This is a genomic window from Pontibacter sp. CAU 1760, from assembly GCF_054482735.1.
On sequence record NZ_JBTLRL010000002.1, the window covers coordinates 1 to 13,902 of the forward strand.

Here is a 13,902-nt window from a genome sequence, read left to right on the forward strand (position 1 = left end):
CCTGAACGCAAACGCCCCGGCTGTCAGGCAGCCGGGGCGTTTGCGTTCAGGGCCCGCTGCTTAAGGGCGCCCTTGAGGCCGGGGCAGGGCGACGCCCAGCGCGGCGGCCGCCTCCAGCAGCAGGTCCGTGGCGTAGCGCTTGCCGCAGCGAAGCTCCCCCGAGACGCTGTACTCCGTGATTAAAGAGTATAACTACTTGCTTCCGCAGTTAACGTTGTATTCAACCTCTACGTGCTGTATAGGAGAATGCTAAGTTATAGATGATCAGCTTTAAACACCTAATTCAGTAACAAAACAATAAGGGCCACCCCAATATGTATGGAGTGGCCCTTATTGTTCTACACTATAGGTTATTAGGATTTACGTCCAGCTACGGCTATGTATAAGTCGTCAGGCTGCAAGTATTTCTGGGCCAGGGCTTGGAGTTCGGCAGGGGTGGCAGTCCGGACCGTAGTTACAAAGTTATTGTAATGATCCTGGGGCAATCCACTGAGCACGATTCGTTTGTACCGGTCGCATTGGTCGAAGATGGTATTAATATCGTTTAGGAATTTACCAAGCATATAGTTCTTAACTGTTTGCAGTTCTTCGGCATCAATCTCTTCCTGCTGTAATAACCTAATCTCCTTTATGATCTCATCAATGGTGTTATCCGTTACAGCATAGTTTACATCTGTACCGATATAAAACATATTTTCATGCTCTTTCGGTGAAATTGCAGAGTAAATCCCATAGGTATACCCTTTGTCTTCGCGGATATTGCGCATCAACCTGGAGCCAAAATAACCACCCAAAATCTCATTCAATACGGTGAGCGGTAAATAGTCCGGATCGCTGGCAAGCGGAAAGCGTCTACCCATCCTGATAGATGACTGCAAGCTATCCTTCATTAATACAAGCTTGGTTTTCTCTTGAGAAGGTTGGGCTTGGATCTCTTTCTGAGCTGTGGTGAACGATGCTTTAGAAGGCTGCAGTTTAAGGCCCTCTATTTCATTCTCCAAGTAGCGCTGCAACTCATCGTCGATTGCGCCACAGGCAAAAACATCTAACTCCTGTGTCAGGAATCTGCTTCTGTAGAACTCCTGTAAGGCCTCTAAGTCAAGTGCTTCGATCGTGTTTTCTTCAAAGCCAAAAACATAAGGATGGTTTTCGCCAAACAGATGTTGCGTAAAACTGTGTGTAGCCAGGTAATTGTTTTTCTGCCGCTGCACTTTCACGTTTTGCAGGGTGCGCTTTTTAAGCAGGTTAAATTCCTCCTCTGGGAAAATTGGGTTCTGAAGTACGTCTAATACCAGTGGTAACAGTTCGCTAGTGTATTTGGAGAGGCAGTAGAGCGTAAACTCTGTCCGGTCGTAGCCATGGTTATTTTCGAATGAGGCGCCGTAGAATGCAACCTTGTCCGCAATCTGTTTCGCAGTATGATTTAGGGTACCTTCTGTCAGCATTTTTACTGCCAGATCAGACTCGCCACGCTTTTCTTCGAACCACTTACCGGCTTTAAAAACAAAATCCAGCCTGACAACAGGCTGGGTTTCGCTTTTGATAACATGCAACTTTGCTCCATTGTTGAGGTTGGCTACCTCTGCAACTTGTAGCGTAATGGCATCTATTTCGTATGTTTCTGGTGCTTTTTTTCTATCAAGCATTCTGTGTTTTTTTATTCTTATTCTAAGTTAAGGGCCAGTGTAAACCGCCAGGTATCTGCCAACGGGTTGCTTTGGTCGCCTGGGATCAGGTATGCGGCATCTAAACCGAACTTCTGGTAACGCAAGCCAAGGCCGGCTGAAAAGTACTTCCGGCCACCTTTTTCTGGGTTCTCATAAAAGTAACCCGCACGTGCCGAAAACAACTGGTTATACCAGTACTCGACACCAGCCGAAATGTTTATTTCTTTTAATTCCTCACTTGCACCGCCTTCGGCGTCACCAAAAGAAGAAAAGATACCGCTCACCACGCTTTGGTCTGAGTCAGCGCCCGGCGAAGGAACCAGCAGTTTGTTGGCATCCACTACTAAGGTAAGTGAGTTGTAAGCATCCAGGTTATAGGTTAAGGCTGTACCCACCTTTAGGTTAGTTGGAAGGAAGCTCTTGTCCTCATTCTCGGAATACGCGATTTTACCGCCGATATTAGAGATGCCAGCTGCCAGGCCCAGGTTAAAGTTTTGGCTCACATCCTTATTATAGTATACACCTACATCTACTGCAGCGGTGTTTCCTGGCTGTGACTCGATGTTACTACCGCTCACGTTTACGTCGCCGGCAAGGTTTGAGTGGATGAAGCGGGCAGCAACACCTACGCTAAAGTTCTCGCTCAGGGCCTGGCCATACGCGATTGAAAGGGCATATTCCTTTGGATTGTAGTTCTGGAGCGGTGCCTGGTTTGCATCGATGAATTGTATCTCGCCCAAATCAAAATACATCAGGGAAGCTGATATGGCAGAAGTTTCGTTGAGTTTTTTGTAGCCCGACAGGTAGTTCAGCGACATATCGTCTACGATGTTACCCAGCCACTTGGCATATGAGAAAGCTATGCTCATGTCGTTCTGTACAAAGCCCAACTTGGCAGGGTTCCAGTAGGCTGCATTGGCATCCGGAGAAAGGGCTGCGCCTGCATCCCCAAGTGCTGCAGAGCGGGTGTCAGGAGCTACCGTCAGGATAGGAACGGCGGTAGTCACGGCATTTACGTTTTGGCCAGTGGTGGTAGACGACTGTGCAAAGGCAGAAGGAGCCGATAGTAGGGCGATGGCGAACGCTGTAGCCTTAAGAATATGCTGTTTTTTGTACATATAAAGAGTTGATAGCTGTATCAAATATAAAAATTTAAGAATTACTATGTTAATTTAAAATTACAAGCTTCTCGAATTTGGAGGTTCTGGAGCCATCCTGCTGTGATTGCACATTAATCCTATATACATAAACGCCACGGGCCAACACATCATTGTATTCATCGCGGCCATTCCACGATAATTCTGAAAAATGCGCTTTGCTGCCATAAGCAGTGGTTTGTAACGTCTTCACTAACTTGCCAGATACGGTATAAATTTGTACTTGTATGTCAAGGTTTTCGCCCACCCGGTTGTGGTCGAAGTTAAAGGTGGTGTGCGTTGAAAACGGATTTGGGTAATTCAACACATGCTCTAACGAGAGATTGTCATCATTAGATACAAAAAACTCTATATATTCTTCTGAAGAATTATTGTGTGTATCCCATGCCTTTAACCGAACCGAATGGGGGCCAGGCGCTAAGTCTTTGAGCGTGAACTTAACCTGCCCTTTCTGATAGTCATTTTGTGCGGCGGTATAATAGTCGTTCAACACCAATACCTGGTCGCGGTTATCGTCGAGTATAGCCGTAATTTCGTGCCCAATACCTAGCCCGGCAGTGTTTATGCCATTTTCATCGAACAGGTTGGCGAGTATGGTGGCGGTTTTTCCGGTGCTGCCGCCCGACACAAAGGACTCGTCATCCATAAACAGGTTAATGTCTGGTGGTGTATTGTCGGCGGGGGTATGGCGGGCCGTGCCGCCTATCACCACTGATTGGTTTGCGCCCAGTGCGTCGGTGGTGCTGTTGCTGGCATAGAGCAGGATGCTTCCCGTTCCGTAATTATAAGCAATGTCCTTCGGTACCACGAAGGTAACGGAGAATAATCCCTGCTTCACCGTTGCCTTACCATCGTAAATAATGTTTTCGCGCACCTGCACCGGTACTTTCTGTGAGTTTTCGTCGCCGAGGGTATAAAGGGTGTTCGGTTTTTCATAGACTGTCAGGTGCAGGGTACCGTCGAAGCCGGAAGCGACGCTGCCGTCTTTGGCCGTTACGTGGCCTGTCAAGGTTACCTTGCCCAGTGCGCTGAGGGTATCGGCTGCCGTTTCCTTGCCATTGATGTGCGTGATGCGGGCCTCTAGGGCAGGGTATGCTAATTGCAAGGAAGGGTCGCTGAGAAGAGAGAAGTTGCGGTTGTTAACCCCAGTGGAGCCACTGATATTGTCGGTGATGCTGTTATTCTTAGTGTGAAGCACCAGGTCTCCGAGGCGTGGCATACGGCCATCTAAGGGTGTAAGAGCGTTCTTGAAGAAGTTTCGGTTCAGTACGCGGTTGCCGTTCGAGTAAACGGGGCGCGTGGTGGTGAGGAGCCCCACGGCACCAGCGTTCTCCAGCAGCAAGGCAGTCTCGGCCCCGGAGGAACGGGCCGGATCATCATAGCGGCCAAACTCACAGGTAGCAGTCAGGAAAAAGGTCAGGTTGTCTTTGTTCGTCCAGTTGTTTATTTGCTGCATCGTTAGGATTTGCTCTTCGGCCAAGCTGATCTCGTTGCCATGCCCGGTATAATTCATGATCAGCGAGCCTTTCTCCACAGCCTTGTTGATGGCAGCGGTGGCTGCCGGCACTCGCTGCCCATTCGACACAGCCTGCTGCTGATATAAGTCGACATATACTTTGTTGGGGGTATAGGCCGGGAAAGTGCTCTCCACATAATTAGCCAGGAACTCGGCATCGTTCTGGTGCTCGTTATAGTCGCCGTCATCGGCAATGAATGTTATCTTGTTGCGCCACCTCCCAAAATGAGCCGGGCTGTCGTAGGCAATGATCTTGTTCACGACAGTTGCTGCCTCAGCCGCCGTTTTCACGGGTAAGCGCCCAATGCCGATGTCCAGCAGGTGGTCGCCTACCGCATTTTCAAGCCAGGCACCTTCATGCTCATCCAGAAAGCCAAAGTAATCCTCGGAGGAGTAGCTGGTGATGGGATGCAAGGACTGCCTGGACTCGTAAATAGGCACAAAGTTGGTGTTATTCCGGATACGGTCTTTATAGTCATAAGAGGCATCGCCAAAGAGCAGGAGGTATAGAATGTTGTCGCCCTGCTTGCGGCTGCGGCTATGCACCAGGCGCATGAAGTCGCGGATAGCCGTTACGTCCTGCGCCCCGGACGAAAACTCATTATAAATCTGTTTTGGCGTGACTACCTGTACCCGCAGGTTGCTATGCTGTGACCGGTGTGCTGCCAGTCGATTGGCTTCCTGAAGGAAGGCCGGGTGCGCCACGATCACAAAATCCAGTGTCCCATCCGCGTTTATAACGTGCAGGTTCTGGTTGGCTACTTTGCCTATAGCCACAGGCTTGGTGCTAATACTGGCCCCGTCAAACACCACGAATTCGCGCAGGGTACTTGTTTGGGCCCTGAAGCTGCCATTGTTGAACTGCTGTGCCAAGGGCTGTGTAGGGTTTGTTACGTCCCAAACTGCGGCGCTGGCAGGCGCTCCGGCAACCCGAAAGATGCTGGCAGGAGCCGCGAGGCTGGCCACAGACCGGAAAGCAGTTTGCGCTCCCAAAAGCTTTAGCTGGCGCTCATACTGCAACTCCAGGTAATTGAGGTAACCAATGGAAGTGGAACTCCCGCCTGTGCCGAAACCTAACTGAATCTTGTAGGAGTTTGCGTTGGCTACAGCCTGTTGATTGATGCGATAGGTAGCGGTGCTATTGGTGCCCTCCGGGTGGTAATTATAGGTGCCGCGCGACGGGATGTTCTGAGAGCCCAGTGGCTGGTTGTTCAGCTTTAGCGTGAAGGAGCATTGGGTGGGAGAGTTCGCCATCAGCGCTGCCGTAAGCTTGATCTCTGAGTTCGGCACAACATCGGACACCTCAAAGGGAATTTCCCGCGAGGTGTTAAAGCTGCTGAAGTCCTCGCCATACCACTCGCGGCCCGAGAAGACCATGTTTTTCAGGTCATTCTCATGAAACAGGCGCTCAGTGTAAGTGCTAATGGTTTGAGACGCACTGGCCACAGGCGCCTGGGTGCTTACCCTGGCACCTGCCGTATGGTTTACCCGCAGGAAGTAGTAGGCCGTATCCGAGTATACATTGTAGGTATGCTGAAACTGCCCTCTGGGCCCATCATACCCCCAGGTATGCGGCCCCTGTGCATAAAACAAAGCATAGTCGGTATCATCAAACCTGCCGTCGGCTTCACCTATCACCAGTATGGCGTTCTCTGTCAGGTCGTCGAGGCGCGGAGCACTATTGGGCTGTGGCAGCATCCCGCCGCCGTTGCCAAATACCTGTATCTTTTTAGGGTCGAGGCTTTGCGTGGAAATGCCTAGCGCCTGCAAAACACTCCTGTCGATCTTGTGTATGCCTGAGCCCGTTACCGCTAGTTTATACCAGTCGCCGGTGCTCAGCACCGAGTTGGCGGCAAAGGTGCTGCTGGCAGTGCGTGCGTTCGGAAGGTTGGGTGTGGAAGCTATATAGGTATAACTGAAGCTGACAAGCTTCTCGAGTTGGCTGGTGCTGAGGTTGCGCCTGATGGGCAAAATGGAGACCAGGCTTACCGGCACCTTGTTTTGGGTAGCCTGCGAGACATGCACGGCAGGCTCAGTCGGAAACTGGTAAGCGCCGAACAGTTGCCGCTCAGCCTCCGTGAAAGGTTGGTATCGGGTGTTTTGTAAAACCAAGTTAGCAAGGTGTGACCCGGGTACCTGAAGCCGGTAATAGGGCAGGCCCTCCACCGCATCGAGCGAGGCTCCTGCAAAGGTAGGGACTTTGCCAGTGGCATGGCGGGTAGGCAACACAGTGGCCTGGCCTTGCCATTGCAGCGTTACGGTGTTAACGGGTGCCTGTGCCCAGGCCTGCGGCATCAGCAGCAAAAGCAAACATACAAATACCAGTCGGCAGGCCCGCATCATAACCAATTCAAGTGATGTAAATGTTAAAGGCTGCCAGCCCCTTTGTAGCGGCTGGCAGCCTTTAACACAAATATACACGTAAATTGTTGCACTACACAGGCTTTAGGCTTGCTTCAGCTCGCACGTGAACGACGCCATAATCAGGTTGGCGAGCAGCTTATGGCAGGCTTTCTCTACTTTCTCACGGGCAATTTCTTCTGTTTCTGCTTCCAGTTGCAGGGGAATGTGCTTGCCAATGCGCACATCGTTTACCTGGTCGAGGCACTATATCTATTTCAGCTAAAATTTTATGATGTATGGGATGTCTTTTTGATGATAGACAAAAGAATGTACAGTACGATGATCAATGGTATGGCTGCGAACTTAAGAAGAGTTAACAGGATAACCGACAATCCGAGGAAAATAAACCGAACAGAGTTGTCCTGCCACCTCAGGTTTGTGAACTTAAGCGCAAAGAGCGGTAACTCAGCCACCAACAGAAAGGAAAGCAGGAATGTTAGCACCAGGAGCACCATTGGATTCAGGATGATCTCGTAATGCAACAGGTCCCCGTACTCCAGGATGAGCGGCAGCGACGCCACAAAAATGGTGCAGGCCGGCGTGGGCAAACCGATAAAGGAGGTTGTCTGGCGGGTGTCGATGTTGAACTTAGCCAGACGCAGTGCCGAGAAGATTGTGATCAGGAAGCCAACAAAGGGGAGTACCGTAGGGGGGATACCCAACAGCGCGGCATCCGCACGCTGCAGCAGCATGAACATCACGGTGCCGGGCACCACACCAAACGAAACCATGTCGGCCAGGGAGTCGAGTTGCTTGCCTAACTCGGAGTAGGCCTTCATTACGCGGGCCAGCATCCCGTCCAGGAAATCAAACACGGCGGCAATGCCCACCAGGTAAGCGGTATACACTAACTGGTCCTGAAAGGCAAAGTACAGCGCCAGGCACCCCGAGAAAAGGTTGAGGCAGGTAACGGCATTGGGGATGTGTTTCTTCATGGGGGCTGGGTGCAGGTCAAATAATTTAGACTAAGAACGGGTTGTGGAGCTTTTCGTGCCCGATGGTGGTTTCGGGGCCATGGCCTGGATATACCGTCACATCGTCGGGCAGGGCGAAGAGTTTGGTGCGGATGCTGTGCAGCAAGGTTTCGAAGCTGCCACCCGGTAAATCTGTTCGGCCAATGCTGTCTCTGAAAAGCACATCGCCGCCAATGCAGGCCTTAGACGGGCCGTGGTAGAACACAATATGGCCCGGTGCGTGCCCCGGCGTGAAAAGCACTTCCAGTTCTGTTTCCCCGAATTTTACTTTATCACCCTCCTCCAAGAAAGCCGATGGCAGCACCTCAGCGTATTGCGGGAAACCGTAAGAGGCAGCATAAGCAGGCACGGCACGCAGCGTCTGCTCATCGTCCGGGTGAATTTCCAGGCCCACCTGATAGGTGTCGGCCACAAACTGGTTGCCCAGCACATGGTCGATGTGGCAATGGGTATTCAGCAGCTTTACTACTTTCAGGTTGTTTTGTTCGATGTAGTGCTGCAGTTGGTTGCGCTCTTGTTTCTCATAGCAGCCAGGGTCCACCACCACGCACTCCTTTGTGTCGTCGTGCAGCAGGTAGGTGTTTTCCTGGAATGGGTTAAATGTAAGGCAGGTAACTTTCATAGTTGGTTTGGGGTTGTGAGGCATGTACAAAATTGGGTTCTAAGTTACTAATTTCACCTATACATCTCGTAACTTGCCCTGATGAAATACGATTTTATAGTTGTAGGGCACGGCCTGGCCGGCGCTATCCTAAGCTATACCTTACGCAGGCGCGGCCATCGGGTATTAGTCATTGATGAACCGAGGCCAAGCGGCGCCTCGCAGGTGGCGGCCGGCTTGTTAAACCCCATCGCGGGCAAGCGCTTTGCCAAATCGTGGCTGGCCGATGCGTTTATACCTGCCGCCGATGCCTTGTACGACGAACTGGAGGAGCGTTTCAACCGGGAGCTTTTCATCCACAAACCGATCTATAAAATCTTCTCATCCATTGAAGAGCAAAACACCTGGATGGCCAAAAGCGCTAGTCAGGAAGGCTGGGGCGAGTATATCCTCGCCACGCATACCCAAAGCATCCGGCGGCCTCACCTGCAGGACCCCTTCGGAGGTATCATGATCGGCAGGGGCGGTTCGTTGTTGGTGGCTGATATGCTGCAGCTGCTAACGGACGAACTGCTGGCGCAAGAGCTGCTGCTGCCCGAGCGGTTTGAGATGGCGGAGCTGCAGTTAACGGCGCAAGGCGTCAGCTATAAAGGTATAGAAGCGGCGCATCTGGTGTTCTGCGAGGGCTTCCAGGTGATTCACAACCCTTACTTTAAGTGGCTGCCCATACAGCCTACCAAAGGCGAGGTGCTGGAAGTGGAAGTGGAGAATTTTAATACCGACTGCATCTATAACAAAGGCGTTTACGTTGTTCCGGTAGGAGCGAACCGGTTTCGGGTAGGGGCCACGTACGATTGGCGTAATCCGGACGAGCAGCCAACGGAAGGCGGAATAGAAGAACTGACCGGCCGCTTCAGGCAAATTACCTCTCAACATTTCAGTGTAATCCAACACCAGGCGGGCATTCGGCCAGCTGTGCGCGACCGGAAGCCGCTGGCGGGGGTGCATCCGCAGTGCCCGCAACTGAGCGTTTTTAACGGGATGGGGTCTAAAGGGGTGCAGATGGCACCTTACCTGGCGGAGCAGTTTGCAACCGAACTGACCGGAGGAGAGGCCGTATTGCCAGATATACGAATTTCAAGGTATTTAGCGTTATATTACGACTACATAAATCACTAAATCAATCAACACTAAGCGCATGCGTTTATATATAAGGTTTCTGCTATTGATTGCTATTTGCTCGCTCACGGGAGCCTTAGCGCAGGCGCAGCCAAACCGCGACACGTTTGGCAAAAGCCGGATCCAGTACAAGGAGTTTGACTGGAAGCTCTACAGCACGCAGAACTTCAACGTCTACTTTTACAAGGGAGGCCAGGAAACGGCACAGAACGCGGCCGAGTACGCCGAAAAGGAGCTGCGGCGCATCACAAGCCTGATTGGCTACTATCCTTACTCCAAGGTGACCCTGGTGCTGTATAACTCCCCAACCGATCTGCTGCAGAGCAACATCGGCCTGAACAACGATCAGTACCAGACGGGGGGCGAGACGCTCTTCATGAAGAACAAGATCGAAATGGCTTACCAGGGCACGCAGACCGAGTTTAAGCGGGACCTGAGCTACCAGCTGACCCAGCTGCTCATGAACGACATGATGTATGGCGGTAGCCTGAAAGAGGCCTTGCAGAGCAGTTACCTGCTGCGTTTGCCGCAGTGGTTTATCAGCGGGGTGGCCGCTTATACGGCAGAGGGGTGGAGCGTGCGCATGGACAACTTTGTCCGTGACATGCTGCTGGAGCAACAGAACAAGCAGCGGCCCGAGCGCCTGTTTGCCGTAAACCCGGAACTGACCGGCCAATCGGTCTGGAACTACATTGCCGAGCGTTACGGCTATACCGCCATCCAGAATATCCTAAACCTGACCCGCATCACCCGCGATGTGGAGATTGGTATCACGAGTAGCTTAAACATCCCTTACAAGCGATTTCTGCAGGACTGGTATAACTATTATCTGCAGATAAACACCAGTAGCGACAGTCCTTTGGTCGTGCTGCCAGACAATGCCAAGCTTTTCAAGAAGAACAAAGAAGGCCATTTTTACGGCCAGCCTGCCTTAAACCCCAGCGGTACGCTGCTGGCTTACGCCAAGAACGACAACGGTATCTACAAGATCTTTGTGCATGACATCCGCCGGAACAAAGATTATGTGGTTTGGCGTGCCGGCTACAAAAGCATCGACCAGACTGTAGACTATAAAATGCCTGTGCTAGCCTGGCGGTCGAACACGCAGTTAGGCATTGTGGAGGCGAGAAGAGGGGAGGTGGTACTGCGCCAAGTGGATGCTACCAGCCGCTACTCGTTTGTGCCCTTTGTCGAGAACCTGACGACGCCGCTTTCCACGTTGCCAGACTTCACCCTCGTCCAGAGCATGGATTACGCGGAGGATGGCAACTCGCTGGTGGTGAGCGCCGTCCGAAACGGGCAAACAGACCTGTACCTGTTACGGGCTAGTGGCCGCTTGCAACAGCAACTCACCAACGATATCTATGATGACATAGACCCTGTTTTCCTTCAGAACAATGGGGGTATTGCCTTTAGCTCTAACCGACTGCCCGACACCACCGGGGCTGCAGCCACGGCAACCTTTAGCAGCGTAGTCAACAACTTCGATATCTTCCTGCTGCAACAACAGGGCCCAAACACGGGCATAAGGCAACTCACAACCGCTATTGCCAGTGAGGTGCAACCGCAGGCCACACCAGACGGCAACCTGGTATACCTAAGCGAGCAGAGCGGGGTGCGCAGCCTCTACCGGTATGATCTGAGCACTGGATCCAGCACGCCTGTCACTAACTTTGTGCAGGGGATAGAGGCCTATGATTATGTGCCGACAGCCAATGTATTAGCCGTGGTAGCCACCGACGAGTCGCGGCGGTTTGTGTACCTGCTGCCGCAATTCACGGCTTCAACCCTGGCGGAACTGCCTCGTACTTCGCGCCAGATCATCCTGGAAACCCGCGCACGAACAAGCAGCCAAGCCGCTACTTCACGCAAAATAGTAGAAGACAAAACTGCCGCCAAGCCTAAAACGCAGCGCAAGCAAGGCGAGGTAGATATCCAGGATTACTCTTTCGACAGTGATTCCGCTAGTACGAACACAACCGCTAAAGCTGCCTCAAAACCAGGGGTGCGTCGGGCTACTTCCGCCAGGTCTATCCAGATGACCGGGCCGTTGGACTATGACCTGCGCTTTAGTGTGCAGGAGATCGTGACCTCGGTGCACGCAGACCCGCTGTTGGGCTTCGGTATAGTGGCTGGGGTGAACATGAGCGACCTGTTCGAAAACCATCATATACAGGGTACCGCTTTTGTTCGCACTGACCTGGGCGCAAGCAATTACTGGGCGCAGTACATGAACCTGAAAAACCGCCTGGACATGGGGATAGAGTTTGAGCGTGAAACCCTGGAGGGGGGCTTGCTGAACGTGCCGGGCTCCCGAGTGCGTTTTGCAAAGAACGAACTCAGCCCGAAAGTAGTGTTTCCGTTGAGCCACAGCACCAGCATCCATGCCATGCCGAAGTTTGTGAGCACGCGTTTCACTTACATGAACGACTTCTTTATACCGGATAGTGTGGAGAACTTCTGGGGTGGCAACGTGGAGCTGGTATACGACAATAGCGTGAAGACCGGCATCAACATGATGGAGGGCACCCGCCTTAAGGTGGGTTTACTGTCGTTGAAAGGGTTTAACGGGTCTGCCAGCAACTTTAACAAGGTATATGTTGATTTCCGGAACTACCTGAAGATACACCGTCAGATTGTGCTGGCCACCCGTATCAACTATGGCGCTTTTTTTGGCAACGCCAGAAAGAAATTCCTGATAGGGGGTATGGACAACTGGCTGCTGGCCGACCAAGACGAAAGCGCGGAACTGAATGACGTGGAGATCAGTGCCCCTGCCGATTTATTTTACCTGGAGTATGTAACGCCGCTACGGGGCTTTAACTATAACGTGCGCAGCGGCAGCCGTCACCTGCTGGCCAATGCCGAACTACGCATCCCGATTGTGCAATATATGTACAATGGCCCCATCTCCTCCGGTTTCTTCCGGAACCTGCAATTGACGGCCTTCGCCGATGCTGGATCAGCCTACGACGGTGCAAACCCCTTTACGGGGAATAACTCAATCAACACCCGCGTGATTGGTGGGGTGCTTGACCCGGTGCGCGGAGACCAGGACCCTTTTGACATCACAGTGATCAATTACCGAAACCCCTTCCTGATAGGTTATGGAGTAGGCGCGCGCACTACGCTGTTGGGTGTGTATGGCAAGCTGGACGTGGCATGGGGAGAAGCAGAGGAAAGCCGTACAGGACCGAAGTTCTATATAACCCTGGGATACGACTTTTAAGAGAGCATATGAGCATAAAAGCACGCCGCTTCGGTATTGGAACCCTCTTGCTGATCGGCCTGCTGGCTACCTGGATACATGTAGCCGATAAAAACTATGTTTACAAAGCCGCCTTCTACAACCTTGCCGGCATTGACGATAATGAGATATTTGAACAGCGGCAGGTAGCGGCACCTAAGCAAGCGCAGCCGTGGCCACTCTCAAAGCAGTATAACAAGGTAGAGGTCCCTTCTAGCCTCAAGCGCCTGCACCGGGATTTGTCTTCGGTGGCCTTCCTGGTTGTGAAAGACGATTCTATCCTGCATGAACAGTACTGGGACGGATATTCGGATGCTTCGTTGAGCAATTCGTTTTCGATGGCTAAGAGCATTGTGAGTATGCTGGTTGGTGTAGCCATTAAAGAAGGCCATATACGAAGTGTAGAACAACCGGTAGGCGATTTCCTGCCTGACTTCCGGGAAGGCGGTAAATCAAAGATCAGAATCAAGCATTTGCTCTGGATGAGCTCCGGGCTAGATTGGGATGAATCGTATATCAACCCCTTTTCTATAACTACCGAGGCCTACTATGGCACCGACCTCAAAAAGGTGATTGATCGGTTGAAGGCGGTTGAGGAGCCGGGGCGCACTTTTTTTTACAAGAGTGGCGATACGCAGGTGCTGGCGTATGTGTTGCAGGCCGCAACGGGCAAAAGCCTGAGCCAACTGGCCCAAGAAATGCTGTGGAAGCCGATGGGCGCTGTGCATGACGCTGAGTGGAGCATAGACCAACCGGAAGGAATGGAAAAGGCCTACTGCTGCTTTTTCTCCAATGCCCGCGACCTGGCACGCTTCGGGAAATTATACCTACACCAAGGCATCTGGCATGGTGATACTATTGTGCCCCCGGCCTACGTGCAGGCATCGTTAAAGCCTAGTGGATTGGCAAAAGCCGGTGATGACCGCAAAGTTGATTTTTACGGGTATCAGTGGTGGCTGCTACCGGCTTACAAAGGCCAGGATATTTTTTACGCACGCGGTATATTAGGCCAATACATCATCGTGGTACCGGAGAAAAACCTGGTGATCGTGCGCCTGGGGAAAGGGCGGGGTGACATCGTCAACAATCATCCTACTGATGTAAAGGCGATTATTGATGCAGTGAATACAATGGTAAAGTAATCAGCACCTATCCTCA

General features: G+C 51.9%; 8 protein-coding genes and 1 pseudogene. 3 read left to right on the forward strand and 6 right to left on the reverse strand.

Annotated elements, in window-relative coordinates:
• Positions 1-353 precede the first annotated feature (353 nt).
• The 6 genes and pseudogenes from ACXYMU_RS02620 to ACXYMU_RS02645 form a co-directional block, all read right to left on the reverse strand.
• Positions 354-1,646, reverse strand: a complete 1,293-nt coding sequence (locus ACXYMU_RS02620; protein ID WP_458984796.1) for a M16 family metallopeptidase — start codon at positions 1,644-1,646, stop codon at positions 354-356.
• A 17-nt stretch (positions 1,647-1,663) separates the two neighbouring features.
• Positions 1,664-2,785 (reverse strand): type IX secretion system outer membrane channel protein PorV, encoded by a 1,122-nt coding sequence (gene porV / locus ACXYMU_RS02625; protein ID WP_458984797.1) that lies wholly within the window; start codon positions 2,783-2,785, stop codon positions 1,664-1,666.
• 49 nt (positions 2,786-2,834) lie between these two features.
• A complete protein-coding gene (porU, locus tag ACXYMU_RS02630) occupies positions 2,835-6,683 on the reverse strand; it encodes a type IX secretion system sortase PorU (RefSeq protein ID WP_458984798.1) in 3,849 nt (1,282 codons plus the stop codon).
• A gap of 102 nt (positions 6,684-6,785) precedes the next feature.
• Positions 6,786-6,929, reverse strand: a pseudogene (locus tag ACXYMU_RS02635) (phosphoribosylformylglycinamidine synthase subunit PurS); the annotation flags it as partial.
• A gap of 41 nt (positions 6,930-6,970) precedes the next feature.
• Positions 6,971-7,678, reverse strand: coding sequence for a CDP-alcohol phosphatidyltransferase family protein (locus ACXYMU_RS02640; protein WP_458984799.1), 708 nt, complete (start codon positions 7,676-7,678; stop codon positions 6,971-6,973).
• Between the two features lie 25 nt (positions 7,679-7,703).
• Positions 7,704-8,339, reverse strand: a complete 636-nt coding sequence (locus ACXYMU_RS02645) for an MBL fold metallo-hydrolase (RefSeq protein ID WP_458984800.1) — start codon at positions 8,337-8,339, stop codon at positions 7,704-7,706.
• An 81-nt stretch (positions 8,340-8,420) separates the two neighbouring features.
• Here ACXYMU_RS02645 and ACXYMU_RS02650 point away from each other — a divergent pair, with 81 nt between their 5' ends.
• From ACXYMU_RS02650 to ACXYMU_RS02660, 3 genes are read left to right on the forward strand one after another with little or no spacing between them, the layout of a single operon-like run.
• Entirely contained in the window at positions 8,421-9,497 is a 1,077-nt protein-coding gene (locus tag ACXYMU_RS02650; protein ID WP_458984801.1) for an NAD(P)/FAD-dependent oxidoreductase, read from the forward strand.
• 19 nt (positions 9,498-9,516) lie between these two features.
• Complete coding sequence (locus ACXYMU_RS02655; RefSeq protein ID WP_458984802.1) at positions 9,517-12,726, forward strand: TolB family protein; 3,210 nt, start codon at positions 9,517-9,519, stop codon at positions 12,724-12,726.
• Between the two features lie 8 nt (positions 12,727-12,734).
• Positions 12,735-13,886 carry a serine hydrolase domain-containing protein gene (locus tag ACXYMU_RS02660; RefSeq protein ID WP_458984803.1) on the forward strand — a complete coding sequence of 384 codons (1,152 nt, stop codon included), beginning with the start codon at positions 12,735-12,737 and terminating at the stop codon, positions 13,884-13,886.
• The last annotated feature ends 16 nt before the right edge of the window (positions 13,887-13,902 follow it).